A 26,455-nucleotide genomic window follows, 5' to 3' on the forward strand; every position below is an offset into this window, starting at 1 on the left:
ATTAGTGCCGTTCGATCAAGTCCCATTTGTTACCAAAAGGATCGCGAAAGACCACCACTTTGCCATAGCTTTCGACTCGCGGAGTCTCGATGATGTCGACGCCTGCTCGCTCCATCAGCGCAAGGTCGCCATCAAAATCATAGGTTTCGAGAAACAGGAATACCCGGTTTCCTGCCTGTTCGCCGATCACTTCTTCCTGGGCCTCGTTGCTTGCCTGAGCGAGCAGTAGACGGGTTTCGGTGCTGCCCGGAGGCGCCACCAATACCCAGCGCTTGTCTTCGGAAATCTCGGTATCTTCGATAAGTTCGAAGCCCATCAGCCCGACATAAAATGCTATGGCCTGATCATAATCCGGGACGAGCAAGGTTATGGCGGAGATAAATTGGGTCATTTTCTGGATCGCCGCCTGGACAGAGAAAAAATGGCAGGAGTGCACGGACTCGAACCGTGGGCCCTCGGTTTTGGAGACCGATGCTCTACCAACTGAGCTACACTCCTGTACGGGCCGTATCACCCTTGCGAAACAGCCGGTTCGCGCGCCTTAGCGTTACAGGATGCTTTCGGCAAGCTTGATTCTTTCCATCCAAAGCAAATCGCAAGATGGTTAATTATGTGTGGATGGTTGTTTACCTCGAGGGGAAAGGTGGAATTTACCGATTGGTGTGATTATTGTCCCGTCGCTAACCCAGCGTAGGCGTGCGCAGCGTTAGCCGGATTTCAATCTACGGGCAGGAGACTGACATGCCAGACTCGATGTTTCGAACACCTACAGAAATTGCGAATGATGATGAGCATCTTTCCTATCCGGTGGCGTCGGATGAAAATCGATGCGCGCCGCGCCACCGACTCTCTATCCCGGCGCGGATGCGGTTTTCCTGTTCGAGCGCCTTTCCGGTGGAAGTGACCGACATGTCGCTTGCCGGATTTGCCTGTGACGCTCTAACCGCAGCACATCCGGGAACCTTGTGCTGGATTACGCTGCCAGGTCTGGGTGCGCTTGAAGCCGAAGTGATCCGGCATGACCATGACGGCGTTGGCTGCGCCTTCAAAAACCTCCTCAATCTGGCGGTTTTGAATCATTATGTAGCGAAATTTCCGGCTAAAAAGAAGTTTTCAAGGTAGCTGCGATACTCGTCGCTTCCCAAGGGTCCCACTCTGCCGCAGCGCAAACTATTCCTTGTGGGCAGGGACGTGCGCAACGGGTTTTTGCGGATCGGGCTCGTTGCGGGTCCATATCCAGCTGCCGCTGATCAACGCTGCCGCAATCGGAATGAGATTCCACGGCAGTTTGACAAACAGCAGGGCCAGCACGCAGCTGACGGCGAAAGCGACGGTCGCCGCCCATTTGCCGCGCCGGGTGATCGCCCTCCGGTTGCGCCAGTTCATGATATGCACACCAAAGACGGGATGCTCGACCAGCCAGGATTCCAGCCGAGGCGAACTATTGGCGAAACAGAAGGCTGCAAGGATCACGAACGGCACCGTGGGTAGCAACGGCAATATAACACCGATGCCGCCGAGGCCCAGCGAAACCAGTCCCGCTGCCAGATAGAGTTGCCGCTTCATCCGGTCGCCCTATCACGGATTGTGGTGAACGCCGATAGTTTCGGTGCGCCATCGCAGGTTCTCAGGTTTCGGACGCTGGAGCCCACCGCAGGACGCCATAACCTAGCAAGCCGGAAATCAGCGAACCGCTGATCACACCCAGCTTGACCGTCTCGATCTGATCGGGATCAACAAAGGCGAGGTTACCAATGAACAGGCTCATCGTGAAACCGATTCCGGTCAGGCAGGCAAGTCCGTATAGCTGCAACCAGCTGACACCGTCCGGCCGTTTCACCAGGCCGGTCTTTGTTGCCAGAAACATGAACCCGAACACACCAATCTGTTTGCCTATGACCAGTCCGGCTGCCACCCCGAGCGCCAGCGGGGCCATCAGATCGGCAAAGCGCAGTCCGGCAAGAGACACGCCGGCATTGGCAAAGGCGAATAACGGAAGAATCAGAAAGGCCGTCCACGGGTGCAATATATGTTCCAGATGCTTTAGCGGAGAACTGCCGTCCTTGGCGTTCAGCGGGACAGCAAGCGCAGCGATCACCCCCGCCAGAGTTGCGTGGACACCCGATTTCAGAACGCAGATCCACAGGAAGATGCCCACCAATATATAGGGCGCTGTTCGAATTACACCCAGCCGATTCATCGCGAACAACAATATGGTGCCGCCGCCGGCCAGCAATAAAGAGAAGCTCGATACCTCGCTTGTGTAAAACAGGGCGATGATGATTATCGCGCCGATATCGTCGATGATCGCGATCGCGAGCAGCAATATCTTCAGCGACACTGGCGCATGTTTGCCGAGCAACGCCAGCAGGCCCAGAGCAAAAGCGATGTCGGTTGCGGCCGGTATCGCCCAGCCGTTGATATTCCCCGGCATATCCCAGTTGAAATAGACGAATATCAGAGCTGGAATGGCCATGCCGCCGATCGCCGCGATCGCCGGAAGCGAGGCCTGCTCGATGCTGGAAAGCTGCCCCTCGAGCAGCTCGCGCTTCACCTCCAGTCCAATCAGAAAGAAGAAGATCGCCATCAGCCCGTCATTGATCCACAGCGCCAGCGGCTTGGCAATTTCCAGCCCGCCAAATTGGACGGCGACCGGAATGTCGAGAAAGCCGACATAATAAGACCCGAACGCGCTGTTGATAGCGACCATTGCCATCACCGCAGCGCCAAATAATATGATGCCTGCGCTCGATTCCAGTGCGACAAATTCCTGTAGAGCGGTGCGCATTTTTTTTACCATCGGGTCATCATCCTGGCGCTAAAAAACGGGGCGGTCAGCATTTGAGGCTATGCCGCCGCCCCGGAGTTGGGGGAAAGAGATTGGGAGCTATGCGGTTTCGTCTTCCTGACCTTTGTCTGCAGCACGTTCGATCTTGCGAATGCGTTCGGCCAGGCTGCGTTGCAATTCTGCGAGCTCGCGGACCTGTTCTTCCTGGTCGCGATCACTCGCAATGTGGTTTGCCAGCTCCCGATCTTTCGGGAGCGGGCTAGTGGAGGGCTTTTTCACGACATATCCTTTTTATGTCGCGCGTCGGCACCGACAAGGTTGATATGGCGAGAATCTGATGATAAACCCAATCGAATGAAAATGTCTCAATCGATAGATAGTTTCTATAAGAAGGGGTTGCCGCCATGCCGACGTTCCGCCAATTCGAATATCTGGTCGCCGTTGCTGACCACAGCCATTTTGGCAAAGCGGCCCAAGCCGCGGGTGCTTCGCAACCGACCTTGAGTCATCAATTGCGTACGCTCGAGCAAAGATTGGGTGTGACATTGGTCGAACGGCGAACCCATGGTGCGGAACTCACGCCGGTCGGCCGGGAGATCGCTGATCGCGCCCGGCAGGTGCTGATCCAGGTGAAGGATATTCGTGACCTGGCAGAACGGGCAAGCGACAGTCTGGCAGGAATCCTGCGCTTTGGTGTATCGCCGACCCTCGGCCCCTATCTGATGCCGCCGGTGATTGCCGCCTTGCACCGCACCAAGCCGGATCTGCGCTTCTATATGCGCGAGGGGATCCCCGATCTGCAGGCAATGGAACTTACCAAAGGCTCGATCGACATGCTGCTCGGTCCGTTACCGATCGAAGGTGATAATCTGCAGATTGAGCCGCTGTTTCGCGAGCCGTTGATCCTGGTTGCTCCGCCAGACCACCCGCTTGCGTCTAAGGAAAATCTCACCCTTGCCGATCTGCCAGGCCTGCCGGTGCTCAGTCTGGATCGCCGACACCATCTTCACCGCGACGTGGCGCGTCAGTGCCAGCTGCATGACATGAATCTGCTGCGTGACTATGAGGGCACCAGTCTGGACAGCGTGCGACAGATGGTTGCTTCGGGACTGGGGCTTGCGATTTTGCCAGAGCTCTACGTGCGGTCCGAATTGAACCGCGGCGGCGACGTCGCCTTGTTGGAGGTCGAAGGCTGGTCGGTAACCCGTAGCATCGGTGCCGCCTGGCGTACCAACGCCGGATTTGCCGAAGAATATGCCGCGATTGCCGAAAAAATTGCGGAAGAAGCCCGGGTGCTGATGTCTACATGACGCGCGGCATTGTGAATAGATTTCGAATTGTCCGAATGGAGTTGATCGGGTTATCTAATGTCCATGTCCATTGATCTCGACCTGCTGATGAAAGCTTATGCATCGGGCATATTCCCGATGGCGGACGCACGTGATGATCCGGATACGTTCTGGGTCGAACCCAAAGCGCGGGCGGTCATTCCGCTCGACAATTTCCAGATGTCGCGCTCGCTCCGCAAAACCATAAGATCCGACCGTTTTCGGGTCACCGCCGATGCCGCCTTTGCCGATGTGATTGATATTTGCGCGACACAAGCAGCGGATCGCAAGGAAACATGGATAAATGCCGAAATCGAAGAGGCATTCAACCAACTGCACCAACTTGGTTATGCGCATAGCGTCGAATGCTGGCAGGCGGATGAAGCGACCGGCGAGGACAGGCTTGTCGGCGGTCTCTATGGGCTGGCCATTGGCGGCGCTTTTTGTGGGGAGAGCATGTTTTCCCGCACCCGAGATGCATCCAAAGTAGCATTGGCCTGGCTGGTGGCCCGTCTCAAGGTCGGAGAATTTGAACTGCTAGACTGCCAGTTCATGACCGAACATCTGGGATCATTGGGAGCGGTTGAAATCAGCCAGGACGATTATGTCGAAGCCCTCAAAAAGGTCAGAGGCTATGCGCCGTCTTCGGTTGTTTCGGCGATCAGGTCACCGATCGGATCTGCCGGCGCTCTGTTCGCCGGCGGAGTCGGCCTAGGTGCGGCAGGCGCAGTTGCTGCAGGAGCAGCGGCTTCCGGCGCTGTTTCATTTGGCGCGCTCGACGAGCTGTTGGCAAGATTGGACGAAGATCTTCGCGGAGCCGTCGGATCGACCGCATCTCCAGGCGTCTCTTCTTCACCCGGGAAGCTCATCGCACAGCTTTTGACCCAGACGTCGTAAATCGGATGCTCGACCACATTCAGCGACGGTGATTCGCGAAACAGCCAGCCGGAAAACACGCGCTTCCACTGATCGTCACCGGACCGGTTTGGCGGGCGTTCATTGACCAGCAGTTGGACGAAGGCACCCTGTTCCGGACTCAATTCCCAGGGCGCGCTTTTCTCGCAGGCCCGCAGGCGAACAATAGCGCGGCCGATGCGAATCGATTGGCCGGGTTTCAGCTCGAGATCGCGCGTCAGTCCGTTGCGCTTGTTGAGGAAGCCGAGCGTGGCGACGCGTTCCGCCATTGGTGTGCCGATCTGCTCGGTCACCGATGCGACCAAATCGCCATCGGTGGCTGCAACCACGGCTTTTTCGGCAGCCTGACCGGTAGCATGTTCATCAACATTATCGCCACCAAGCCAGCCACAGCCGGCCAGCAGCGTCGTCGCCAGGATCGGGAATAAAATGGAGTGGCGCGTCATGCCTGTCATTCCGCTTCGGCAGGGTTCCAGGATTCATAATCACCGGTGGCTGCCGCACGGCGCCCGCCTTCTTCCAGAGCGCCGGCCGGCCGATAGGCTTGCGCCGTACCGGTCATATTCCCGCTAGGTTCTTTTTCCCAGATGCGCGCTTGCGGCAGATGGCTTTCGGGAATTTCGTCATAGCTGTGATGGAGCCAGCCATGCCACTCGGGTGGCACGCGGCTGGCATCATTGGCGCCATTATAGATGACCCAGCGGCGTCGTGAAGGATGGCCGGAACCCTCCTTTTTCGACTGAAAATAGATGTTGCCGAACACATCTTCGCCGATGCGTTGGCCATTGCGGGCGCTGAACAGGGCGGTGCCGATCGTTGCGCCGTCCCACCAAGTGAATATTTTCGCCAATATGCTCATGCCGTTCGCTTAGCCCCGCAGACACGCGGTCTGCAATGAAAAAATGTCAAACAGGAAGGATGATTGCGGATGTGGAGACGTTCACTTCCAGGTGACGGTGTCACCCGGTGCTATGCCGAGTTCAGCTGCTCGGCCTGCCGCAATTTCGAGCACGGTGGCGATCGGCTCGTTGGAGAGCACCGGGTCGAGCGAATAAGGCGTGGTATTGGCAGCGATCGATTCGATGGTTCCATCCCGCCGAATGAAGATAATATCCAGCGGGATCACGGTATTTTTCATCCAGAAACTCGCGACACGATCTTCCGCGAAAGGGAAAATCATGCCCTTGTCTGGCGCAATCTCCGTCCGGAACATCAGGCCCTTGGCTTGCTCGGCACCGGTTTCGGCGACTTCCACAACAAAGCTATGCAGCGCGTCTGATGTTTGGATGCTGAGCGGGACCTGTTTGAGGCCCGCCTCGGATAACAGTGTTTCGCTCTGCTGGTTGTTAGCCGCGGTCTCGCCGGTCCGGGCATAGCAACCGGGCAAGCTGGAAGCGGAGAACAGCATGAGAGAAAGCGCGATCGCTTTTGGTATCATTTTCATTTGTAAGATTTTCTGCTTCAGATTGAGGAAGGTAAACTGACTTGGGCCGCCATGTGGCCGCGATTGCCGTCTTTTATACAGGCCAATAATTGTTGCCCCGGAACGACATCTGCAATCCCTGCATCGCGGAGCGTTTCCATATGCAGGAAAATATCGCCGGCAAGATCGTCGCTAACCAGAAAACCATAGCCTTTGGCGCGATTGAACCATTTCACCTCCGCAGTGATATACTCGGAATCAGCCTCAACGGACCGGCATGCTTGCCGCGTGCTAGATGTTGCTGGTTGCGCGCTAGGCGCCGCGCAAGCGGAAAGATCGATGTCGAGGATTCTCGTAGCCTGCAATCCTTTAGGGGCGGCCACATATTCGCATGTGACCATCGCCATTTCGGGCAATTCCCGCGTGCCCAACGTTTCAAGCAGGCTCCAGTGAATCAATATATCCGACTGAGATGTTGCGCCACTATCGTCCGATTCTCCACCTTCCGGAACGATGAAGCCGAACCCGCGATGACTGTCGAACCATTTGACACGACCAGTAGTACGCAGCGGCTCAACGTCAGCCGAGCTTTGCTCGTCATCACTGACTTGGGCCGTGTGACTATCCGCAGTGGTTGGTTCCGCAAATAAGCTCGCCACGATGCATCTCCGAACAAAACTAAGCTAGATCAAGAGTCTACATACTTTTCGACTCGTCGAAGGTCTTATACCATAATAATTGTAAACTGGCGATTCCTGACCATCATGACGTCAAACCAATCGCCCCCGCCGATCGCACTGGCGGTTGTCAGTCTTCCGCTGATATCTCCGCGCCTGGCTTGGCAAAGACAAAGCGCGAGGCGACATCAAAATCATGACCGGCACGCAGAAATGCCTGCATTTGTTTGCGGCATTTATCGCTTTCCTGCTGTGTTTCGGCATAGGGGCCGATCCGGCGCTTGCGGGCAAATTTGTCCGCCGCTGCCCATTTGTTCGATTCGCTGGTCTGATAGGCTTCGCGGCCATCCGCTTCGCTAATCCCCGCCTCATATAGTGCATGCGAGACACGTCGGGTTCCATAACCGCGTCTGGTGAGTGCAGCTGCCTTGCTTCGGGCGTATGATGCGTCATCAACATAACCCAGTGCGGCAATATGCTCGACCAGTTCTTCGACCGCGGGAGGGTTGGTGTCATCCCACTCTCTTTCCCCGATTTTTCGTTGCAGATAGCGCGCCAGTTTTTTGCGGCTCGTTGCATATCGCTCGACATAGCGTATAGCGAGCCGATTCAAACTCTCCCGATCTAACGTTTTAACGCTGTTTTTCAACGGCTTGGCCTTCCGGTTTGACGTTTGCCCTTTTTGTGCCACAGTCGGGCCGGAATTTAAACGCCAGAGGTTATCAATGACAATGGCAGAATAGGTTAAAGGGACCTTAAAAAAGACACCTAGCTCTCTTACCGATAGAAGAAGATTGGTTTTTAGGAAGGCTGGACCTTCCGGAAATGGATATTGGATGACCGAAATGACAGCAACGCCGACTTTGGACGAACTTCCGCGCCGCTTTTCCGATTTTGACACGTTGGGCGAAGCCCTGGATTATGCGGCTAAAGGCCAAAAGGGATTCAATTTTCATGATGCCCGCGCTTCGCTTGTCCGGGCCTATCCGTTTAGCGAACTGCGCGAAGACGCGCTCGCCGCGGCAAAGCGGCTGATTGCATTTGGAATCACACCGGGCGATCGGGTCGCGCTGATTGCGGATACCGAGCCACAATTTTGCGCGCTATTCTTTGGCGCTGTCTATGCTGGCGCCTTGCCGGTTCCATTGCCGTTGCCGACCTCCTTCGGCGGCAAGGATAGCTATATCGACCAGATCGGCGTGCAGCTTGATAGCTGCAAGCCCGCGCTGTTGTTGTTCCCTGACGAGATCGCGGAATTGGCGGGCGCTGCCGGCCAGTCCCGCAATATCCCGGTTTCCGGCTGGGATAATTTTGCCGCTCAGGATGCTCCCGAAGTGCAACTGCCAGCAGCCAACAGCAGCGACATCGCCTATCTGCAATATTCCAGTGGTTCGACACGGTTTCCGCATGGCGTCGCGGTTTCGCACAAGGCATTGTTGCACAATCTCGGTTCGCATGCCCACGGCATGTTGATCAACGACACCGACCGATGCATTTCCTGGCTGCCTTTCTATCATGATATGGGTCTGGTCGGGTGCTTCCTGTCGATGGTCGCAAATCAGGTCTCTACCGATTATCTCAAGACTTCGGACTTCGCTCGGCGGCCACTGTCCTGGCTTGACCTGATCACGCGCAACGAGGGGACATCCTGCAGCTTCTCGCCGACGTTCGGCTATGAAATCTGCGCTCGGCGCATTGGCAGCCAATCCAATGTAAAGGAACGGTTTGACCTCTCGCGTTGGCGCCTTGCGGGCAATGGCGCGGACATGATCCGACCTGACGTGATGCAACGGTTTACCGATGCTTTCGCGGCGGCAGGTTTTGACGCCAAAGCGTTTTTGCCAAGTTACGGACTCGCTGAAGCGACGCTCGCGGTAACCCTGATGCCATCGGGCGAGGGCATGGAAGTAGAACTGGTCGAAGAGACCGAGCTTTCGGGCGAGAAACAGAGCGACGGCAAGCGGCCGAAACGTTTCCGCGCGATCGTCAACTGCGGAAAACCGGTGCGTGATACCGTACTGGAAATCCGCGAGGAAAATGGAGCGGTGCTGGCGGAGAAAACCGTCGGCAAAGTATGGATGCAGGGTCCGGCTGTGATGGAATGCTATTATGGCGACCAGGCGGCAACCGATGCCTGTCTGGTAGACGGCTGGCTCGATACCGGTGATATGGGATATCTGTCGAACGGTTATCTCTATATTGTCGGTCGCGCCAAAGACATGATCATCATCAATGGCAAAAATCATTGGCCGCAAGATATCGAATGGGCGGTTGAACAACTGCCCGGTTTCAAGGCAGGCGATATCGCCGCTTTCGCGATCACCACGCCCGGCGGAGAAGAAACACCGGCAGTGCTTGTTCAATGCCGGACTTCGGATGAAATCGAACGTTTGCGGCTGCGAAACGAAATTAAGGAAAAGGTTCGCGCGATTACCGGAATGAATTGTGTGATCGAACTGGTGCCACCACGGACATTGCCGCGCACCAGTTCCGGCAAATTGAGCCGGGCAAAGGCTCGAAACCTTTATCTTTCCGGTGATATCCAGCCTTATGCTGTCGCTGCCTGATCAGGATTAATTTTCGGCAACCAAAAATCGCAAGAAAATTTTGGCTGCTGCTTACGTTTCGATAAGGTTTCGGGCGTAAAGGTCGGGCGTGGAAAAAATCATTACCCCCTCCGGTTTGCCGCGGGATATCCCGCTGAGCGTGTTACTTGGCCTGACGAACCCTGAAGGGGTCGATGGGGGCCGTATTCGTGCGTTGCAATTCGATGGTACCCAGAAGCACAGTTTGCTGAAGATTATCGCGGCGATCGTGTGCGGTCTGCTGACCCTGCAATGGGGTGTCGGCCAGATCAATATTCTGTTCCTCGGCCTCTGGCTGGCGGCGTTAAGCTCGGTGAATATCTATTCCCATTTGCGGTTCCGCAAACAAGCGGCATGGCAACGGAAAACTGTCGATCGCGCCGAGACGAGGATGGTCAACTTATTGTCCCTTGCCGAGGGATCGGTCTGGGGTGCCGGCTTTTTGCTATTCGCATATGGTGCGGACGTGATGACGGTAAATTCGCTTTGGGCGATGATGATCTGTCTGATGGTGGGCTCGGCCATGATATTTTCTGCGATCCCGCTCAGCAGCATATTGTTCATTTCGGCGTTAAGCGCGGCGCTGAGCCTCGGCTGGTTCTATATCGGAAGTGTCGACTTGGCGATTGCGTCATTGGCAATCGCGGTTTTGCTGATCTCGGCTTGCCTCAAGACCGGCCGGTCATTCATCGATAGAAGGGTTTCGGAAGCCAGTCTCAACGAAAAAAGTGAAGTGGTCAGCCTGTTGCTCAAGGAATTTGAGGATACTGGCGCTGACTGGCTGTGGCAGACAGATACATCCCGGCGCATAACCCACGTCTCGCCACGATTTGCCCATGCGATAGGACAGCCGGCAGAAACAATCGAAGGCAAGCCGTTCCTGCAACTGGTTGCCGGAGAGTCTTGGGAGAGCGGTAAATTCTCGACCGCGCTGCACGAACTGGCAGACAAGCTGAAGCGTCGCGACAGTTTCAGCAACATGCTGGTGCCCGTCCAGATCAACGGCGAAAACCGCTGGTGGGAATTGTCTGCTTCGCCAAAGCTTGATGACAGCGGCGTGTTCCACGGGTTCCGCGGGGTTGGGTCGGACATAACCCAGCAGCGCGAATCAGCAGATAAAATCTCTCAATTGGCCAGATTTGATACGCTGACCCGTCTGCCGAACCGCTTGCAGATGACCGAAACGCTTGCGAAAGCGCTGGAAGCGGCCGAAAAATGGAATGGTCGCTGCGGTTTCATGATGATCGATCTCGACCGGTTCAAGGCGGTGAATGATACGCTCGGACATCCGGTGGGTGATCGTTTGCTGGCACGCGTGTCTGATCGGTTGCGCTCGATCATGACCGACAATGAACTTTGCTGTCGTTTGGGCGGTGATGAATTTGCCATCGTGATCAAGGACGCCCGCGATGTCGAATATATCGAATTATTGGCGCAGAAAATCATCGACACATTGTCGAAAATTTATGAAATCGACCAACATCCCCTATATATTGGAGCCAGCATAGGAACAGCACTCGGTCCGCGTGACGGACGTACCGTCGAAATGCTGATGCGCAGTGCCGACCTCGCCCTATATCGTTCCAAGGATCAGGGCGGTGGCGCGTATAATCACTATCAACCGAAGCTGCATGTTCAGGCAGAAGAGCGGCGTGTCATGGAAATTGCCTTGCGCAAGGCGCTGGAAAATGACGAATTATCGCTGAACTATCAGCCTGTGGTCAGCGCCGATACGGGCAGTGTTGTCGGTTTCGAGGCTCTTTTGCGCTGGAACAGTCCTAAATTTGGTAATGTTTCTCCGGTTAAATTCATCCCGCTGGCAGAAGATGCGCGGCTGATCGTTCCGATCGGCGAATGGGTCTTGCGGACTGCCTGCAAGGAGGCGATGAACTGGCCATCGACCGTCAAGGTCGCCGTGAACGTTTCCGCCGACCAGCTGGCCGAACCAAATTTTCTCGCGACGGTGGTGTCTGCACTTGAGGATAGCAAGCTTCCCCCGAGCCGTCTGGAGATCGAGGTGACCGAGAGCATCTTCATGCGCGAGGGCGCCGGTGCGGCACAAATGCTTGATGAAATCATAGCACTCGGCATCAACCTGTCGCTGGATGATTTCGGAACCGGCTATTCTTCGCTCGGCTATTTGCGTAAAACGCGGTTCACAACGATCAAGGTCGATCGCAGCTTTGTCGTGGGGGCGGCGAAGAACGTACCCGAGAGCCTTGCCATCATCCGCGCTGTCGTGGCGATGGCAGACAGTCTCGGAATGTCGACGACCGCCGAAGGGGCAGAGACTGAGGAAGAAGTGCAAATGATCCAGAAGCTGGGTTGCACCAAAATCCAGGGCTATTATTTTGGCCGGCCGATGGTCACCGAAGACGCTAGAAAATTGTTCAGCACATTCCATGCCGAGGTGCTGGAATATACCAAAAAGTCTGCATAGACTCGCTGGCCGCGTCTATTTTTTGGCCAACCGCTTTTCGATCCCGCGCCAGATTCTGGCATAAGCCTGGGCGGCGGGACTGCGCGGTGCGAAACTGCCGACCGGCATCTGTAACTTGGTCATATGTTCAACGGCGCTCGACATCGGGATGACCGGCCATTTCGGTTTTCTGATCAGCCCCTGGTTGTGGATCGATCGCCGCCGATCAACCATAGTATAGACCGGTAGCAACGGTGCGTGCTTTTTCCCGGCTGCGTTCAGGAACATCTGTACATCGGTGAGCGCGCGTTCAGAGAGCGGGGACGGTATGGTCGGGACAATCACGATGTCGGCGTTGCGCAAGATCTGTTCGCTGGTCTCGGTCAGGCCGGGTGGGCAATCAAGAATGATCCGGTCATAATCCTTGCCCATTTCTTTGAGCAATTTGCCTAGATGCCGCTTTTTGCCGATCTGGAAGAATAGGCGGTCGAGGCCGCGCAACGACATATCTGCTGCCAAGAGATCCAGATTTTCAATCTCGGTAGGTTTGATGAGCTTGGCCGGCTTGACGCTGCCGGCAATCAAGGCGCGCGCGCGATCTTTCTCCGCGTTATCTCCCTTCAGAATGAAAGAAGCAGCGCCTTGCGGGTCGAGATCCCAGAGTAACGTCCGTCGCGAACTGCTCACCGCACTATTCCAGGCAAGATTTACCGCCGTGCAGCTTTTGCCGACTCCGCCCTTCATGCTGTAAACTGCGATTACGGACATCATCTTTCCCGGTTTTTAGACCTGCTGAAAGCCGGCCGTGTCAGAGAATCTCCTGCACCAGCTCTTGTGGACGACATAGCCTGACCCCTTTGTCTGTCTCGACCAGCGGCCGGTTAATCAGGCTCGAATCCTCGGCCATGGCATCCAGAATCTGATCCGCCGTAGCATCGTCTTTCGTCAACCCGAGCTCCTCGGCGGGCGAACCCCGAACTCTTAAGCCTTCCTGCGGAGTGATGCCAGCATCGCCGAACAGCTGTTCCAGCTTGGCACGGGTAGGCGGGTTTTTCAGATATTCGATCACCGTCAGATCAACGCCGGGGGTTTCTTCCAGTATCGCCATGGTCTTGCGGGAGGTGCCGCATTTGGGATTGTGCCAGATGGTGGCCTTCATGTTTCTCACTCCTGTTGCGCCGAAAGCACTCCATAAACACAAGTGCGAGGGTTGTTTCAAAGAAAAACTCAGGGGAAGCAAAGTTCGCTGTTGCGTTTGATAACCATTCTCATTAGCAGCGGCGACTATTGAGAATAGTTCTCAAATGAAGGAGTTTATCTGTGAATAATTTTTCGCGCCGTCCATTGCGCTTCTTTGCTTCTGCCAGTCTGGTCGCAATCGCGGCAAATCCGGTACATGCATCGGCTCAGGAGGCGTGGGAAGATGGTTTTGTCGATGATCAGGAGATCATCGTAACCGGCGAGAAAGAGGGCTATGTCGCGATCAGCAGCGCTGGCTTGAAAACCCACACCCCGCTGATCGACACGCCCCAGACCGTCTCGGTCGTAACCCGTGAACAGCTGGACGATCAGGCGCTTCAGGATATTGGTGATATCCTCCGTTATACGCCCGGCGCATCGATCGGGCAGGGCGAGGGCAATCGTGATCAGATCACTATCAGGGGTCAGAATACCACAGCCGACTTCTTCGTCGATGGTATCCGCGACGACGTTCAGTATTTCCGACCGCTCTACAATATCGAGCGGGTCGAGATCCACAAAGGCCCGAACGCGATGATCTTCGGTCGCGGCGGCGGCGGCGGGATCATCAACCGGGTGACCAAATCACCGATCGCTGGCCGTAGTTTCGGAGAAGCAACCGCCAGTGTCGACAGCTTTGGCGCTTTTTATCTCGCGGGTGACCTTAATCTGCCCGTCGGCGATGCAGCGGCTTTCCGGCTCAACGGCCTCTACGAAGAATTCAACAATCATCGCAATTTTTACGATGGTCGTCGATTCGCGATCAATCCGACCCTCGGCGCCGAGCTGGACGATGATAACCGGATCTTGCTGTCCTACGAATATGTCGATGACGACCGCGCGGTAGACCGGGGTAATCCGGCTGAGCTGCGCGCTGCAGCGGATGCCTGCTCGTTGGCCGACCCATGCGGACCGCTCGCCGGTTATAGAGATACATTGTTCGGCCAGCCCGGCACCAACCGTACGACACTGCAGGCCCATATCGTCAAGCTGCGGGTGGAGCATGATTTCAGTGATGAATTGAGCTTCAGCTCGACCACCCAATATGGTGATTATGACAAGCTCTATCGCAACGTCTATCCGGTGGATGCGGTGAGCAACGACATCCGGCTGACACCAGCGGCCAATTCGGTCACGCTCGACGGTTATGTCGACACCACCGACCGCGAGAATTTTATTACGCAGGGCAATCTATTGTGGACGGGTGATACCGGCTCCATCGGTCACAGCCTGTTGCTCGGTTATGAAATCGGTCAGCAGAAATCGGCCAATGCTCGGCGGGACATATTGTTTGCCGCCAGCAATGATGACCAGATTGTCGTCCCGCTGAACGATGTGATTGCCGTTCCGGCCTTCACTTTTCCGGCGTTCAATCGCAGCACTATGTCCGATCTTAAATTCCTGTCGCTTTACGCGCAGAACCAGATCAGCATCGGTGATCATTTCGATATCATCGGCGGCGTGCGTTTTGACCGGTTCGATCTGGATGTGAATGATATCCAGAACAGCTTGTTGCTAAGTCGGACAGATGAGAAATTCTCGCCTCGTTTCGGTGCGATTTACAAGCCGCAGGAGAATATCTCGATCTATGCGAGCTATGCCAAAAGCTTCCTGCCGCGTTCCGGCGATCAGTTTCTGACGCTCGATCCGACCAATGCCAATCTCGCACCGGAGACCTTCGAAAATTACGAGATCGGCGTGAAATGGGATCTGACACCCGCGCTCAGCCTGACCACCGCCTTGTTCCGCCTCGATCGCGACGATCAGTCAATCCTGCTCGACAATCAGGGTAATAGCACCCTTTCCGGTTCGCGGACCGAAGGCGTTGAAGTGCAGCTGGTTGGCAAGCTCACAGATCAGTTGCAGATCAACGCGGGTTACAGCTATCTCGATGGCCAACAACGCAACGCGGCCAGTGTCGGCGGCCAGGATTTGCGGTTGTTCCAGGTACCTGAGCATATGGTATCCTTGTGGACCAAATATGATTTCACCGATCAATTTGGCGCCGGTGTCGGGGTAACCCATCAATCAAGTCAATTCGCCACCAATGATAATAGCGTCCGCATCCCGGCTTTCACCCGGGTCGATGCCGCGCTTTATTATGATGTGAGCGAACAGGTACAGGTTCAGCTCAATATCGAAAATCTGCTCGACGAAACTTATTATCCGTCGGTCCATAATAATGACAATATTTCAACCGGCGAACCGCTCAATGCGCGGCTTACCGTGAAATTCGGTTTTTAACAGACATGCGCCCTTCGCGGGTGAAAAACTCACTTCCCAGGTGTTAGCGCAGGGACCGCCTTGGCGGCGTCTTCGGGATCGATTCCCGGAGGCGGCGCTGCGCTGAGCACCGCTTCCCCGCGCGCCACGCGTCCGGCGCGCTGGATCGCCTCACGGATGCGTGGATAGGTACCGCAGCGGCAGATGTTAGTAATCGCCTCGTCAATCGCGGCTTTCGACGGATTGGAATTTTTCTTCAGCAACACTGCTGCTGCCATGATCATCCCGGACTGGCAGAAACCGCATTGCGGGACATTCTCGGCGGCCCACGCCTGCTGCACCGGGTGGCTACGATCGCGCGACAGCGCTTCGATAGTGGTAACGAAACGGCCTTCCATCTCGCCGATGGTGACAAGGCACGACCGGATCGCCTCGCCGTCGACCTCGACCATACAGGCGCCACAATCGCCGGTGCCGCAGCCATATTTGGTGCCGGTGAGATTCGACGCATCGCGTAGCGCCCAGAGGAGCGGCGTTTCAGGGTCCATCCGGTACCAGACCGGGCGATCATTGACGGTGAATTTGGTCAAGCCTCCCCTCCCGCAAGCGGGAGGAGGCTGGGGGCTTGGGACATGGATGCTGAAGCCGTCATGAAATTATCTATGCCCACCCCTGGCCACTCCCGCAAGCGGGAGGGAAAATTTATTCCCGCCAGCTTCTGTCTTCACGATCCACCAGTCGTACCATCGGGTCAAATTCCGGCACACCCTGTTGCAGCGGATCGATCGAAGCTTGCGACAGATTGTCGAGATGCTTCTTGATCACCTCTTCGCCGATGACAATCGGTTTGCCCATCGACAAAGTCTGCATCTGGATCTCGCAGGCGCGCTGCAATACCCAGTGGTTGAGGAACGCCTGTTCGAGCGTCCGGCCCATCACCACCGGTCCGTGATTCTCCAGCATCATCATCCGTTTTTTGCCGAGGCTGGCGAGAAAGCGCGGGCCTTCATCCTCATGAACCGTAATGCCTTCAAACTTGTGATAGGCAAGGCGTGGGACGACGGCGGCGGCGTAGAAGTTTATCGGCTGCAGGCCGCCTTCAACCGAGGATACCGCCATGGTCGCCGTCGTATGGGTGTGGATGATCGCATGGACATCGGGCAGTTCGCGGTGAAACAGGCTGTGCTGGGTGAAGCCGGCCTTGTTGACGGGATAAGTCGAGCCGTCCAGCGTGTTGCCGTCGATATCGATTTTGACCAGGGTCGAGGCAGTCACTTCGCTGAAATGCAAGCCGTAAGGATTGATCAGAAAGGCGTTGTCCTCGCCGGGTACCTTGAGCGTGATATGGTTGAAGATCATCTCGTCCCAGCCGAGATAGGCGAAAATCCTGTAGCAGACCGCTAGCCGCTGGCGCGCCTGCCATTCTTCTTCGCTGCAGCTGGATTGTATGTTGATCGCAGTGGCCATTTTTCTCTCCTCGAATCGACTTTTATAGTCTTTACACATCAATCTACAGCAAAGGTTCGAAATGACGAATCCAAAGCTCTCGTCATTCACGCATTGAATCGCGTAAAAGCTTGCCTCGGTGCAGAGAAATTGATAGGCGACCCGAGATTGAAGCAGGTTGATTCTGCTGCAAACCCTTATTTATGGCTTTTACACCAATTATAGGCCGGAAGAAATTGCTTCTGGTCCGCTACGAAATTTGAACGGAGTTACTCAGTCTTATGCAAATCATGGTTCGCGACAATAATGTTGATCAGGCGCTCCGGGCGCTCAAGAAAAAATTGCAGCGTGAAGGCGTTTATCGCGAAATGAAGCTTCGTCGCCACTATGAAAAGCCATCCGAAAAGCGTGCTCGCGAAAAGGCTGCTGCCGTTCGCCGCGCCCGCAAAATGGATCGCAAGCGTATGGAACGCGACGGCCTGATTTAAGCGCTTCGGCTCCACAATAATAAGGTAGCCTGCTCATGTCTGTCACGACGGTTCCGATTCACCCCATTAAAAAGGGTTTGCTGACCAAGATCTGGCTTGGCGTGTTGCTGATTGCAGGTGCTGCTCTGCTTCTCGCTTATACGGGAACCCAGAACGTCGTCACCAATGGCGCAAGCAACGATCAGTTTCTTGCCGCCAATGCGGACGAGGACGGTGTGGTAACCACCGAATCGGGCTTGCAATATAAAGTGATCAAGCCGGGCGAGGGGCCATCGCCAACCGCTACCGATACCGCATTGGTCAAATATGAAGGTCGTCTGCGGGACGACACGATCTTTGATGCCAACGAACAGACGCCGATGCCGGTCGGCGGCGTCGTCCCAGGTTTCTCCGAAGCACTGCAGCTGATGCAGAAAGGCGGAGAATATCGGATCTGGATTCCGTCGGAGCTCGCTTATGGAGAAGCATCTCCGGGCGAGCAAATTCCGCCCAATAGCCTGCTCATTTTCGATGTGACCCTGCTGGACTATATTTCCGCGGCACAAATGGAAGAATTGCGGCAGCAGATGCAGGCGCAGGGTGGCATGCCCGGTGGTCCGCCACCTCCAGGCCTTGGTCAATAAAGAACGCGGCTTCGTTGCCCGTGGAGATCAGCGCGTGAGCGATATCGGCCAGCCTCATAAGAACAACAAATCGTCATCGCGGACCAAGCCTTTTTTGCTCGGGCTATTGCTCGGCGCCATATTGGTCGCAATGCTGGCAGCTGCGATACCAGAAAAAACCAGCCCGACCGAATTTGCGCAAGCCGGATGGGAAAAGCTGTTTCCACCGCCGGGCAACGCCGATTTCTTGAAGGACAATGCGAAAGAAGCAGGCGTCCAACAAACCGAGTCTGGTCTTCAGTATAAAGTGATCAAGGCGGGCAAGGGCCCGATGCCCGCTGTCACCGATACCACATTGGTCAAATATGAAGGCCGGCTGCGCGACGGCACGATCTTTGATGCCAATGAACAAGCGCCGATGCCTGTTAACGGCGTCGTCCCCGGCTTCTCCGAAGCGCTGCAGCTGATGCAGAAGGGTGGCGAATATCGGATATGGATTCCTTCGGAACTCGCTTATGGCGAAGCATCGCCTGGCGAGCTGGTTCCGCCAAACAGCTTGCTGATCTTCGATGTCACTCTGCTGGACTTTATTTCTGCCGAGCAAATGGAAGAGTTGCGGCAGCAAATGCAGGCCGCGCCCGGTGGACCACCGCCCGCACCCTGAGTTTTCGCGTCGTTATATTGGGCAGGCCGCTGAACTAAGAGCGTTCGGCTTGGGCGACCGCTTCGGACGCTCGCAGAGCAGATAATATCCGCATCAGATGGTGGACATTATGCACTTCCAGATCAACATCGAATGTATGGAACGGTCCGTCACGATGGGACAGACGGAGGTTCAGGATATTGGCATTATGAAAGCCGAAAATTCCGGCCATTTCTGAAAGAGTTCCCGGCTTGTTGTGCAGCACCACGCATAGCCGCGCCGCCGCGCCGTCGCTCTCATTACCCCAGCTCAGATCCACCCAGTCGGCGTCCACACCATCTGCCAGACTCGAGCAATCAATCGTGTGTACCTCGACATTTTGGCCGCTGCGCCGTAGCCCGACGATGCGATCTCCCGGTACCGGGTGACAGCATTCGGCAAGATTGAAAGCAACTCCGGGCGTAAGGCCTTTGATCGAGATTGCACGATCCTGTTCGGGCCACTGCCGCTCGTCATCATTGTCGTTGACGCTGCCGGGAATGATCGCTTCCATCACTTCGCGGTCGCTGAGCTGGCGGGTGCCGATCGCCATCATCAGCTCGTCCGGGTCCTTCATATCCAGTCGCTTGAGCGCCGCCTTGACCGCGCGCGGACCGATCTTGCCAGGCAGGCGTTCGATGATTTCCTCATAAAGCTCGGTGCCCATGGCGATTATCTCGTCGCGTTCCTTGAAACGGACGTTGCGACGGATCGCCGACCGGGCCTTGCCGGTAATGACAAAGGATAGCCAGCCGGGCTGCGGTTCCTGCCCCTTGGATTTCAGAATTTCGACAACATCGCCATTTTGCAACTGGGTGCGCAAGGGCACGTGCCGGCCGTTGACCTTGGCACCGACCGCCTGATTGCCGAGATCGGTATGCACAGCATAAGCAAAATCGACCGTGGTCGAGCCTCTGGGAAGTTGCAGCAGCGTGCCTTTGGGAGTGAAGGCAAAGATCCGGTCCTGATACATTGCCAGCCGGGCGTGCTCGAGCAGTTCTTCTGCATCTTCCGCCTGGTCTAGAATTTCGATCAAATCACGGATCCAGCCCGCCTGCCCATCGGGGCGGTTGCCTTGTTTGTAGGCCCAATGCGCGGCGAGGCCATATTCATTGTCCTCGTGCATACGCTGCGAACGGATTTGGATTTCCACCCGCATATTATTGCCGTGCATCAAAGTCGTGTGGATCGATTGATAGGCGTTGCGCTTGGGCGTGGAGATGTAGTCCTTGAACCGGCCAGGAACCATTTTCCATTTCTCGTGCAGGATACCAAGGGCGCGATAGCATTCGGCGCTATTGTCGGTAACCACCCTGAACGCCATGATGTCGGTCAGCTGTTCAAAGCTGACATGGCGTTCCTGCATCTTGCGCCAGATCGAATAGGGATGTTTTTCCCTTCCGCTGACTTCCGCTGCGAGGCCACCATTTGCTAACGCCTTCTGGATCGACTGGGAGATTTTCTCGACCTGCCCTTCATCGCCTTCCTTGATCGCCTGCAACCTTTTGGTGATGGTTTCATAGGCTTCCGGTTCCATGTGGCGAAATGCTAGCAATTGCATCTCGCGCATATATTCATACATGCCGATCCGCTCGGCGAGCGGCGCATAAATATCCATGGTTTCATGGGCTATCCGCAGCCGTTTTTCCTCGCTCTTGATGAAGTGCAACGTCCGCATATTGTGCAGGCGGTCGGCAAGTTTGACCAGCAAAACGCGGATATCGTCTGACATTGCCAGCAGGAATTTGCGCAGATTTTCGGCGGCACGCTCATTATCGGTCTGCGCTTCGATCTTGGAAAGCTTGGTCACACCATCTACCAGCCGGGCGATTTCTTCGCCGAACAATTTTGCAATTTCCTCGGAGGTGGTGAGCGTATCTTCGACGGTGTCGTGGAGCAGCGCGGTGACGATCGTCTGCTGGTCCAGTTTGAGATCGGTCATCAGCCCAGCGACTTCGATCGGATGACTGAAATAGGGATCGCCGCTGGCGCGTTTCTGGCTGCCGTGTCTTTGCACCGAAAAAACATAAGCGCGGTTGATCAGATCTTCATCCGCATCGGGATCATAGGATCGGACCCGTTCCACCAGTTCATATTGCCTCAGCATCGGACAAGGATGTAGCGCTTTCGCGGCGGGGGCAACAAAAAAGAGCGCCGAAGCCGGCTCTCATGTCCGGGGAAGGGACCAGAGGCATGGCTTCGGCGCTAAGACTGACCGGGGGGAGCCAGCGAACTGGCTACTGTCGGGAGCGAGAGACCGGTCAGGCGGGGATCGTCAAATCAATCGTTGCACCTCGCGAGGGCCTCGGCGTCAAACGCTTCGCCTTTATAGGCGAAACTGGCAACGGGCCCGAATTCGTCGACGATTTTCGCGCAGACCGTACGGGGCGAAGAGCTGCTTTTGCCGCCAACACATTCTGTACCATCGCAGCGGATGACGGTGCCCTTGATGATTTCCTGCGCGGCTTCGACTGGGGCCTGCAATTCTGCTGTGTAAGCGATGGAAGTGCTGCGGGCCTCGGCCGTCGTGGCGGTAAACAGGGCGAGAGAAGTCATCGCGGCAATGCTGAATATGATCGATGCGCGAAGCGGGCTTTGGGAGAGAAGCATGGTATATCCTTTCTTATCTGTCAGTTTCCCGGCCGTTTGTTCGACGGCCAGGGGGGAGAAAATTAGCCTTGCAATATCAGTTGCGAATCAGTACTTAGATTAATAGGTTTTAAGTTGCAACTAAAAACTTATATTTTTTTCGCACTCATCGTCAAACTGGTTTAGGAACAGGATCATGGACAAAATCAGAGAAGATCTATCGAGTTTGACCGGCGGTGAATGTAGTCTACCCATGGCGCTGGAGGTTATCGGTGAGCGTTGGTGCTTCATGATATTGCGCGCCGCGCTTAACGGCGTCGGACATTTTGAAGATTTCCTATCGGAAATCGGTATCGCCCGGAACATATTGGCAAACCGGCTTACCCGCATGGTGGAGGCCGGGATCATGACCCGCCGTCCCTGTGATCATGACAAGCGCAAGGTCGAGTATCGATTGACCGACAAGGGTCAGGACTTGCTACCGACGATGATCGCGCTTCGGCAATGGGGCGAAAAATGGCAAACCGGCGTCCCGTCCAATCCGATATTGTGCGATTCGCGTGACCGGCAGCCGATTGGCAAGATCAGCATGCGGGCGCATGATGACCGGATCCTGGAAATGAAAGACCTTTGCTGGATCGACGAGTCAGAACTGAAATCGGATTCGGACGGTACCAATCGCGAAGACATGGTCGTTCGCCACCTTAAGGAAATAGGCGAATCCTCGGCCGCTTAAAAGTTAAGTCAGGGGGCCGCTATTCAGTCGGGTAGATGCTGTTTATCGGTCGCGTCATGACCCGCCGACCGATCGGTTCGAAAAATTCCAGCGGCGCTGTGAAATAAGCCGTATCAAAGGCCATCCGATCATATTTTGCTCAAAATTCGGTACAATCTTCAAATTGTTCCTGGCCTCTAAACTGTTCACCCATGTCGCGATCCTGTCCGAGATACCGAAAAAATGCCGGTCGAGACCTTTATTTGAGCAAATGATGAGCGATTCTTCCCCAACGGGCAATGCCCCGCTATAGATAGATTAATGGCCGTCCTAGAAATTCGCCCCCAGCCGTTTTTTGGCAACAAGAACCGGGCATTTTGGAACCTGCAATCTGCGGGCTGGGCCGGCGCGCTAATCTTGCGGGCGATTGGCGGGATATCCAATGGATTGCCTTTGAGCTTCCTGGTGCCGGTCATCATCTCGACGATCACCGGCTATTCGATCTCCTTGCTGCTGTCGGTGGTATACAAGAATCTGATTCACCGCCGTCCGATCGTGACATGGAGCAGCACTGCTGCAATTCTGACGATTGCCGCGGCGCTATACGCGTTCATCGATGCCTGGGTTTTTCTGATCCAGAACCCGACAAGCGAAACCGCGTTCATCACTCTATTCCTGGGGTCACTGTTCCTCGGCATCATGTTGCTCGGGGCGTGGTCTGCGCTATATTACGCGATCAATTTCTTCCTGCGTGTCGAGGAACAAAATGACCAGCTACTGCAGCTGGAGGCCCAGGCTACCCGCGCTCAGCTCGCAATGCTGCGCTATCAGCTCAATCCTCATTTTCTTTTCAACACGTTGAACAGCATATCGACGCTCGTGCTTCTTCGCCAGACCGAACCGGCCAATGCGATGCTGTCGCGCCTGTCGTCGTTCCTTCGCCACACACTGGTCAACGAAGTCCACAGCCGGGTGACTCTGGCACAGGAAGTGGAAACGCTGCATCTCTATCTCGATATCGAGAAGATGCGTTTTGAAGAACGCCTGCGGTCCCATTTCGATATCGATCCGGCGGTGCGCGATGCATTGCTGCCGTCCTTATTGCTCCAGCCATTGGTGGAAAATGCGATCAAATATGCGGTAACCCCGCAGGAAGAGGGCGCGGACATCTCGGTTTCCGCCCATCTTGACCGGGGCAAGTTGCGCATCACGGTGTCGGATACCGGGCCGGGGAAAATGGGCGCGATCGCCGCCAAATATGATTCAACCGGCGTCGGCCTGGGCAATATTCAGGAGCGGTTAAACCAGGCTTATGGAGAGTCCGCGATATTCGAAACGCGCTCATCTCCGGGTGAAGGGTTTACCGTTATCATCGCTTTGCCATTTGAAACGAGAGAACAGATCGACCGGGAAGCCGCCGATGATTCGGCGACCGATGAACAAGTGAGAAACGAAACGATTTTTGGGGAGCATGCATCCAGCGATGCCCATCAGCGGGAGCCGGTCAATACCCCGGCGATGGCATCCTTTCAGCATAAGGATTTAAAAACATGACGATCAAGACGATATTAGTCGATGACGAAAAGCTCGCGATTCAGGGTTTGCAGATCCGGCTCGAAAAATTCGACGATATCGAGATCGTCGATACCTGCCGCAATGGCCGGGAAGCGATTCGCAAGATCAAGACATTGAAGCCAGATCTGGTGTTTCTCGATATCCAGATGCCCGGGTTTGACGGTTTCTCGGTGGTGCGCGGAATCATGGAGATAGAGCCGCCCCTGTTCATATTTGTGACCGCCTATTCCGAACATGCTGTCCGCGCGTTCGAAGCCGAAGCGATCGATTATCTGGTGAAACCGGTCGAGGAAGACCGGCTCGCGGACGCGATTGACCGGGTGCGCAAACGTCTCTCGGAAAAACGCGGTGCCGACGAAATCGAGAAGCTCAAGTCGGTGCTCAGCGAAGTGGCACCGGATGCCATGGCAAATATGGGCGATTCGGAAGAACCGGCCTCTGCCGACCGTTATGAGAAGCTGATCAATGTGAAAGATCGTGGCCAGATTTTCCGGGTCGATGTTGATTCGATCGAACGGATCGACGCGGCCGGAGATTATATGTGCATCTACACCGCCGACAACAGCCTGATTTTGCGCGAAACCATGAAGGACCTCGAGAAACGTCTCGATCCCCGTCATTTCCAACGCGTGCACCGTTCAACCATCGTCAATCTCAACCAGGTTCGCGAGGTCAAGCCACATACCAATGGTGAATGTTTCCTGGTATTGGGATCGGGTGCGCAAGTGAAGGTGTCGCGCAGTTACCGTGATGTCGTCGCGCGATTCGTACATTAAAGGCTAGTCCCGCCGACTCCGGAAAAAATCTTTCAGCAATTCCGCCGATATTTCCTCATCCATTCCGGCGTAAACTTCCGGCTGGTGATGGCAGGTCGGTGCATTGAAAAAACGCACGCCGCTGTCCACCGCTCCGCCCTTGGCATCGCTGGCTCCGTAATAGAGTCGACCGATGCGGGCGTGGGCAATGGCTCCGGCACACATGGTGCACGGCTCCAGCGTAACCCAAAGGTCGCAGTCTTCCAGCCGGTCGTTGCCGAGAAACCGTGTCGCTTCGCGAATCGCAACGATTTCGGCATGGGCAGTGGGATCATGATCGATTCGGGTGCGATTATGGCCGCGCCCGATAATCTTCCCGCTTTGGACGACCACAGCGCCCACCGGTACTTCGCCCACCGTCAATGCTGCTTTCGCGAGGTCCACGGCGGTGTCCATGAAGGATATATGTTTTGACGGAGCCATCGGCTGCGCCTAGCGGGAAAGCAGATGGATTGCCAGATAGGGTGTCGTGCAAGGAAAAGCGCCGTAATGCTTGACGGCCTTATGGTTTGTGGTTATCCGGACCCACTTTCCCGCTGGGAATCACTCAATAACAAGAAATTGGACTTATACGATGTCGCGGATTTGCGAACTGACAGGTAAGACTCGGCTAGTAGGCAATAATGTGTCGCACGCCAAAAACCGGACCAAGAAGACATTTTTGCCCAACCTGCAAAATGTAACTCTTCTGTCCGACACGCTCGGCAAGGGCGTCAAACTTCGGGTCTCGACCCATGGTCTGCGTTCCGTGGAGCATGTTGGCGGTCTCGACAATTGGTTGTTGAAGACCAAAGATGAAAAATTGAGCCTGCGTGTGAAACGCCTCAAGAAAGAAATCGCGAAAAAGCAGGTTGCTACCGCTTAAGCGATCAATCTGATTCTAACGTTGAAAAGCCGGGGCTCGCTCCGGCTTTTTCATTTTGGCCTTTGCGAATGGATTTTGTCACAGCCTTCTTGCCCTTCAGCAGCCGGAACTTGAAAAACAGGCTCTCCTGAAACGCGCTGAAATTATCGTCGGAGGCGAGCCACACAATCACTTCGTCACCTTCCTTGGTGACGGCCAATGCTTCCATATTATCAACCTTCAGCGGTGGTTTTAAAGTCGCGATCGGGATCGAGCGGGCGACTTTTCCCGGCTTGAAATCAGCCAGCTGGCCGATTGACACGATCGCCGAGACCCCGTCGAGCGGTGTGAACCGCCGGTGGAGCATCAAGACGGACTTATCGTCAATCAGCGCCGCATCGGTAAGCTTATAGCCCTTTGGAGGCTGATGTCCGAAAAGTACCGGTTCGCTGGTCGGATCGGCGGGATCATCGTCAAATATCAGCGCCTGGTAGCCGCCTTTGGCATAAGGCGCAGATTCGGAAAAAACCAGAAACCGGCCGTCGGGCAATCGAATCATTGCCTCTGCTCCGCCATTCTCAGGCCATTTCTTCATGGCTTTGGGATAATGTGCTGCTTCTTTGCGAGCGAAGGACGGACCGTAGCGCCAGATACTATGCTGATGCTCATAGCCCACCCAAAATTGGCCGGTCTCGGGATTGTGGAGCAATGATTCTGAATCCCAATTCTGTCTGGCAAATTCATTCGGTTTCTCGGGACCGTCGGGCAAAGGCGCGATGAACGGGCGGATTGCGAGATTCCTGGTTTCATCCAATGTAAACCCGACCAATGTTCCATTGTCGCTAAGCATCAGGAAGCGTTTGTCGGGCAACGCCAGCATCGACGATATGCCACCGAATGCGGGATTGTCGCTGGTGACTTTCCAGCCACCGAGAAAGGCGAGGCGACCAGCCACAGTGCGGGTCGGGTCCTGTGAATCGAGCACGACCGGCTCGAGCTCGATATATTGACTTATATTTGCCGGAGGTACTGGTCCGCGCACATAAGTGACCGGCACCAGAAAGAAGAATAGTGACAGGCAGGCAAACAAGCGGATCATGGC

29 protein-coding genes, 1 tRNA gene and 1 pseudogene are annotated in these 26,455 nt (G+C 55.4%); 13 read left to right on the top strand and 18 right to left on the bottom strand.

What is annotated here, in order from left to right; genetic code table 11:
• Position 1: 1 nt before the first annotated feature.
• Both V7680_RS04585 and V7680_RS04590 read right to left on the bottom strand, forming a co-directional pair.
• Positions 2 to 391 (bottom strand): VOC family protein, encoded by a 390-nt coding sequence (locus tag V7680_RS04585; protein ID WP_335652114.1) that lies wholly within the window; start codon positions 389 to 391, stop codon positions 2 to 4.
• 31 nt (positions 392 to 422) lie between these two features.
• Positions 423 to 498: transfer RNA gene (locus V7680_RS04590), tRNA-Trp, on the bottom strand.
• 243 nt (positions 499 to 741) lie between these two features.
• On the opposite strand from V7680_RS04590, the gene V7680_RS04595 reads away from it, so the two are divergent.
• On the top strand, positions 742 to 1,122 hold the full coding sequence (locus V7680_RS04595; RefSeq protein ID WP_335652115.1) for a PilZ domain-containing protein: 381 nt from the start codon (positions 742 to 744) through the stop codon (positions 1,120 to 1,122).
• A 48-nt stretch (positions 1,123 to 1,170) separates the two neighbouring features.
• On the opposite strand, the gene V7680_RS04600 is transcribed toward V7680_RS04595, so the two are convergent.
• The 3 genes from V7680_RS04600 to V7680_RS04610 all read right to left on the bottom strand — a co-directional run bounded on the left by V7680_RS04600 (position 1,171) and on the right by V7680_RS04610 (position 3,067).
• On the bottom strand, positions 1,171 to 1,566 hold the full coding sequence (locus tag V7680_RS04600; RefSeq protein WP_335652116.1) for a YbaN family protein: 396 nt from the start codon (positions 1,564 to 1,566) through the stop codon (positions 1,171 to 1,173).
• A gap of 61 nt (positions 1,567 to 1,627) precedes the next feature.
• Positions 1,628 to 2,800: a Na+/H+ antiporter NhaA gene (gene nhaA / locus V7680_RS04605; RefSeq protein WP_335652117.1), complete on the bottom strand. Its 1,173-nt coding sequence runs from the start codon at positions 2,798 to 2,800 to the stop codon at positions 1,628 to 1,630.
• A gap of 87 nt (positions 2,801 to 2,887) precedes the next feature.
• Positions 2,888 to 3,067, bottom strand: coding sequence for a hypothetical protein (locus V7680_RS04610; RefSeq protein ID WP_335652118.1), 180 nt, complete (start codon positions 3,065 to 3,067; stop codon positions 2,888 to 2,890).
• Between the two features lie 125 nt (positions 3,068 to 3,192).
• Between V7680_RS04610 and V7680_RS04615 the strand changes: the two genes are divergently transcribed.
• Together V7680_RS04615 and aat are read left to right on the top strand one after the other, a co-directional pair.
• On the top strand, positions 3,193 to 4,098 hold the full coding sequence (locus V7680_RS04615; RefSeq protein ID WP_335652119.1) for a hydrogen peroxide-inducible genes activator: 906 nt from the start codon (positions 3,193 to 3,195) through the stop codon (positions 4,096 to 4,098).
• Positions 4,099 to 4,155: 57 nt separating this feature from the next.
• Positions 4,156 to 5,013, top strand: a complete 858-nt coding sequence (gene aat / locus V7680_RS04620) for a leucyl/phenylalanyl-tRNA--protein transferase (protein WP_442954971.1) — start codon at positions 4,156 to 4,158, stop codon at positions 5,011 to 5,013.
• Between the two features lie 35 nt (positions 5,014 to 5,048).
• Here the strand turns inward: aat and V7680_RS04625 are convergent.
• The 5 genes and pseudogenes from V7680_RS04625 to V7680_RS04645 all read right to left on the bottom strand — a co-directional run.
• Positions 5,049 to 5,486: pseudogene (locus V7680_RS04625) on the bottom strand (DUF2155 domain-containing protein); the annotation flags it as partial.
• Positions 5,483 to 5,890, bottom strand: a complete 408-nt coding sequence (locus tag V7680_RS04630) for an NADH:ubiquinone oxidoreductase subunit NDUFA12 (RefSeq protein ID WP_335652120.1) — start codon at positions 5,888 to 5,890, stop codon at positions 5,483 to 5,485. The gene V7680_RS04630 and the pseudogene V7680_RS04625, both read right to left, overlap by 4 nt.
• A gap of 81 nt (positions 5,891 to 5,971) precedes the next feature.
• Positions 5,972 to 6,475, bottom strand: a complete 504-nt coding sequence (locus V7680_RS04635) for a DUF192 domain-containing protein (protein WP_335652121.1) — start codon at positions 6,473 to 6,475, stop codon at positions 5,972 to 5,974.
• Positions 6,476 to 6,492: 17 nt separating this feature from the next.
• Entirely contained in the window at positions 6,493 to 7,113 is a 621-nt protein-coding gene (locus V7680_RS04640; RefSeq protein WP_335652122.1) for a cold-shock protein, read from the bottom strand.
• A gap of 148 nt (positions 7,114 to 7,261) precedes the next feature.
• Positions 7,262 to 7,744, bottom strand: a complete 483-nt coding sequence (locus V7680_RS04645) for a regulatory protein RecX (protein WP_335652123.1) — start codon at positions 7,742 to 7,744, stop codon at positions 7,262 to 7,264.
• Positions 7,745 to 7,967: 223 nt separating this feature from the next.
• Here V7680_RS04645 and V7680_RS04650 point away from each other — a divergent pair, with 223 nt between their 5' ends.
• Both V7680_RS04650 and V7680_RS04655 read left to right on the top strand, forming a co-directional pair.
• Positions 7,968 to 9,698 (top strand): fatty acyl-AMP ligase, encoded by a 1,731-nt coding sequence (locus tag V7680_RS04650; RefSeq protein ID WP_335652124.1) that lies wholly within the window; start codon positions 7,968 to 7,970, stop codon positions 9,696 to 9,698.
• A gap of 88 nt (positions 9,699 to 9,786) precedes the next feature.
• Positions 9,787 to 12,156: a putative bifunctional diguanylate cyclase/phosphodiesterase gene (locus V7680_RS04655; RefSeq protein ID WP_335652125.1), complete on the top strand. Its 2,370-nt coding sequence runs from the start codon at positions 9,787 to 9,789 to the stop codon at positions 12,154 to 12,156.
• Between the two features lie 15 nt (positions 12,157 to 12,171).
• Here V7680_RS04655 and V7680_RS04660 read toward each other — a convergent pair whose 3' ends face one another.
• Positions 12,172 to 12,903 (bottom strand): ParA family protein, encoded by a 732-nt coding sequence (locus V7680_RS04660; RefSeq protein WP_335652126.1) that lies wholly within the window; start codon positions 12,901 to 12,903, stop codon positions 12,172 to 12,174.
• A 40-nt stretch (positions 12,904 to 12,943) separates the two neighbouring features.
• Positions 12,944 to 13,294, bottom strand: a complete 351-nt coding sequence (gene arsC / locus V7680_RS04665) for an arsenate reductase (glutaredoxin) (protein ID WP_335652127.1) — start codon at positions 13,292 to 13,294, stop codon at positions 12,944 to 12,946.
• A 161-nt stretch (positions 13,295 to 13,455) separates the two neighbouring features.
• On the opposite strand from arsC, the gene V7680_RS04670 reads away from it, so the two are divergent.
• Positions 13,456 to 15,618 carry a TonB-dependent receptor gene (locus tag V7680_RS04670; protein WP_335652128.1) on the top strand — a complete coding sequence of 721 codons (2,163 nt, stop codon included), beginning with the start codon at positions 13,456 to 13,458 and terminating at the stop codon, positions 15,616 to 15,618.
• 29 nt (positions 15,619 to 15,647) lie between these two features.
• On the opposite strand, the gene V7680_RS04675 is transcribed toward V7680_RS04670, so the two are convergent.
• A complete protein-coding gene (locus tag V7680_RS04675; RefSeq protein ID WP_335652129.1) occupies positions 15,648 to 16,187 on the bottom strand; it encodes a (2Fe-2S)-binding protein in 540 nt (179 codons plus the stop codon).
• A gap of 112 nt (positions 16,188 to 16,299) precedes the next feature.
• Positions 16,300 to 17,064 carry a class II aldolase/adducin family protein gene (locus V7680_RS04680; RefSeq protein ID WP_335652130.1) on the bottom strand — a complete coding sequence of 255 codons (765 nt, stop codon included), beginning with the start codon at positions 17,062 to 17,064 and terminating at the stop codon, positions 16,300 to 16,302.
• A gap of 260 nt (positions 17,065 to 17,324) precedes the next feature.
• Here V7680_RS04680 and rpsU point away from each other — a divergent pair, with 260 nt between their 5' ends.
• From rpsU to V7680_RS04695, 3 genes are all read left to right on the top strand, one after another.
• Positions 17,325 to 17,531: a 30S ribosomal protein S21 gene (rpsU, locus tag V7680_RS04685; protein WP_067197663.1), complete on the top strand. Its 207-nt coding sequence runs from the start codon at positions 17,325 to 17,327 to the stop codon at positions 17,529 to 17,531.
• A 35-nt stretch (positions 17,532 to 17,566) separates the two neighbouring features.
• Positions 17,567 to 18,154 (top strand): FKBP-type peptidyl-prolyl cis-trans isomerase, encoded by a 588-nt coding sequence (locus V7680_RS04690; protein WP_335652131.1) that lies wholly within the window; start codon positions 17,567 to 17,569, stop codon positions 18,152 to 18,154.
• 130 nt (positions 18,155 to 18,284) lie between these two features.
• Complete coding sequence (locus V7680_RS04695; protein WP_442954972.1) at positions 18,285 to 18,797, top strand: FKBP-type peptidyl-prolyl cis-trans isomerase; 513 nt, start codon at positions 18,285 to 18,287, stop codon at positions 18,795 to 18,797.
• Between the two features lie 34 nt (positions 18,798 to 18,831).
• On the opposite strand, the gene V7680_RS04700 is transcribed toward V7680_RS04695, so the two are convergent.
• Together V7680_RS04700 and V7680_RS04705 are read right to left on the bottom strand one after the other, a co-directional pair.
• Entirely contained in the window at positions 18,832 to 20,922 is a 2,091-nt protein-coding gene (locus V7680_RS04700) for a RelA/SpoT family protein (protein ID WP_335652133.1), read from the bottom strand.
• A gap of 173 nt (positions 20,923 to 21,095) precedes the next feature.
• Entirely contained in the window at positions 21,096 to 21,425 is a 330-nt protein-coding gene (locus V7680_RS04705; protein ID WP_335652134.1) for a CC_3452 family protein, read from the bottom strand.
• A gap of 175 nt (positions 21,426 to 21,600) precedes the next feature.
• Here V7680_RS04705 and V7680_RS04710 point away from each other — a divergent pair, with 175 nt between their 5' ends.
• From V7680_RS04710 to V7680_RS04720, 3 genes are all read left to right on the top strand, one after another.
• A complete protein-coding gene (locus V7680_RS04710; RefSeq protein WP_335652135.1) occupies positions 21,601 to 22,140 on the top strand; it encodes a winged helix-turn-helix transcriptional regulator in 540 nt (179 codons plus the stop codon).
• A gap of 300 nt (positions 22,141 to 22,440) precedes the next feature.
• On the top strand, positions 22,441 to 23,673 hold the full coding sequence (locus V7680_RS04715) for a sensor histidine kinase (RefSeq protein WP_335652136.1): 1,233 nt from the start codon (positions 22,441 to 22,443) through the stop codon (positions 23,671 to 23,673).
• Positions 23,670 to 24,470, top strand: coding sequence for a LytR/AlgR family response regulator transcription factor (locus V7680_RS04720; protein WP_335652137.1), 801 nt, complete (start codon positions 23,670 to 23,672; stop codon positions 24,468 to 24,470). Before V7680_RS04715 ends, V7680_RS04720 begins: the two co-directional genes overlap by 4 nt.
• A 3-nt stretch (positions 24,471 to 24,473) precedes the next feature.
• On the opposite strand, the gene tadA is transcribed toward V7680_RS04720, so the two are convergent.
• Entirely contained in the window at positions 24,474 to 24,932 is a 459-nt protein-coding gene (gene tadA, locus V7680_RS04725; protein WP_335652138.1) for a tRNA adenosine(34) deaminase TadA, read from the bottom strand.
• Positions 24,933 to 25,083: 151 nt separating this feature from the next.
• Here tadA and rpmB point away from each other — a divergent pair, with 151 nt between their 5' ends.
• Positions 25,084 to 25,374 (top strand): 50S ribosomal protein L28, encoded by a 291-nt coding sequence (rpmB, locus tag V7680_RS04730; RefSeq protein WP_176280734.1) that lies wholly within the window; start codon positions 25,084 to 25,086, stop codon positions 25,372 to 25,374.
• A gap of 4 nt (positions 25,375 to 25,378) precedes the next feature.
• On the opposite strand, the gene V7680_RS04735 is transcribed toward rpmB, so the two are convergent.
• Complete coding sequence (locus tag V7680_RS04735; protein WP_335652139.1) at positions 25,379 to 26,452, bottom strand: esterase-like activity of phytase family protein; 1,074 nt, start codon at positions 26,450 to 26,452, stop codon at positions 25,379 to 25,381.
• Positions 26,453 to 26,455: the final 3 nt, after the last annotated feature.

This window comes from Parasphingorhabdus sp. (assembly GCF_036963705.1).
Taxonomy (GTDB): Bacteria; Pseudomonadota; Alphaproteobacteria; order Sphingomonadales; family Sphingomonadaceae; genus Parasphingorhabdus.

Bases quoted from the DNA above. Each gene is read 5' to 3' on its own strand.
- V7680_RS04585 (WP_335652114.1), bottom strand. From the start codon at position 391: ATGACCCAATTTATCTCCGCCATAACCTTGCTCGTCCCGGATTATGAT.
- V7680_RS04595 (WP_335652115.1), top strand. From the start codon at position 742: ATGCCAGACTCGATGTTTCGAACACCTACAGAAATTGCGAATGATGAT.
- V7680_RS04600 (WP_335652116.1), bottom strand. From the start codon at position 1,566: ATGAAGCGGCAACTCTATCTGGCAGCGGGACTGGTTTCGCTGGGCCTC.
- nhaA (WP_335652117.1), bottom strand. From the start codon at position 2,800: ATGGTAAAAAAAATGCGCACCGCTCTACAGGAATTTGTCGCACTGGAA.
- V7680_RS04615 (WP_335652119.1), top strand. From the start codon at position 3,193: ATGCCGACGTTCCGCCAATTCGAATATCTGGTCGCCGTTGCTGACCAC.
- aat (WP_442954971.1), top strand. From the start codon at position 4,156: ATGTCCATGTCCATTGATCTCGACCTGCTGATGAAAGCTTATGCATCG.
- V7680_RS04630 (WP_335652120.1), bottom strand. From the start codon at position 5,890: ATGAGCATATTGGCGAAAATATTCACTTGGTGGGACGGCGCAACGATC.
- V7680_RS04635 (WP_335652121.1), bottom strand. From the start codon at position 6,475: ATGAAAATGATACCAAAAGCGATCGCGCTTTCTCTCATGCTGTTCTCC.
- V7680_RS04650 (WP_335652124.1), top strand. From the start codon at position 7,968: ATGACCGAAATGACAGCAACGCCGACTTTGGACGAACTTCCGCGCCGC.
- V7680_RS04660 (WP_335652126.1), bottom strand. From the start codon at position 12,903: ATGTCCGTAATCGCAGTTTACAGCATGAAGGGCGGAGTCGGCAAAAGC.
- arsC (WP_335652127.1), bottom strand. From the start codon at position 13,294: ATGAAGGCCACCATCTGGCACAATCCCAAATGCGGCACCTCCCGCAAG.
- V7680_RS04680 (WP_335652130.1), bottom strand. From the start codon at position 17,064: ATGGCCACTGCGATCAACATACAATCCAGCTGCAGCGAAGAAGAATGG.
- rpsU (WP_067197663.1), top strand. From the start codon at position 17,325: ATGCAAATCATGGTTCGCGACAATAATGTTGATCAGGCGCTCCGGGCG.
- V7680_RS04690 (WP_335652131.1), top strand. From the start codon at position 17,567: ATGTCTGTCACGACGGTTCCGATTCACCCCATTAAAAAGGGTTTGCTG.
- V7680_RS04695 (WP_442954972.1), top strand. From the start codon at position 18,285: ATGCTGGCAGCTGCGATACCAGAAAAAACCAGCCCGACCGAATTTGCG.
- V7680_RS04700 (WP_335652133.1), bottom strand. From the start codon at position 20,922: ATGCTGAGGCAATATGAACTGGTGGAACGGGTCCGATCCTATGATCCC.
- V7680_RS04705 (WP_335652134.1), bottom strand. From the start codon at position 21,425: ATGCTTCTCTCCCAAAGCCCGCTTCGCGCATCGATCATATTCAGCATT.
- V7680_RS04710 (WP_335652135.1), top strand. From the start codon at position 21,601: ATGGACAAAATCAGAGAAGATCTATCGAGTTTGACCGGCGGTGAATGT.
- V7680_RS04715 (WP_335652136.1), top strand. From the start codon at position 22,441: ATGGCCGTCCTAGAAATTCGCCCCCAGCCGTTTTTTGGCAACAAGAAC.
- V7680_RS04720 (WP_335652137.1), top strand. From the start codon at position 23,670: ATGACGATCAAGACGATATTAGTCGATGACGAAAAGCTCGCGATTCAG.
- tadA (WP_335652138.1), bottom strand. From the start codon at position 24,932: ATGGCTCCGTCAAAACATATATCCTTCATGGACACCGCCGTGGACCTC.
- rpmB (WP_176280734.1), top strand. From the start codon at position 25,084: ATGTCGCGGATTTGCGAACTGACAGGTAAGACTCGGCTAGTAGGCAAT.
- V7680_RS04735 (WP_335652139.1), bottom strand. From the start codon at position 26,452: ATGATCCGCTTGTTTGCCTGCCTGTCACTATTCTTCTTTCTGGTGCCG.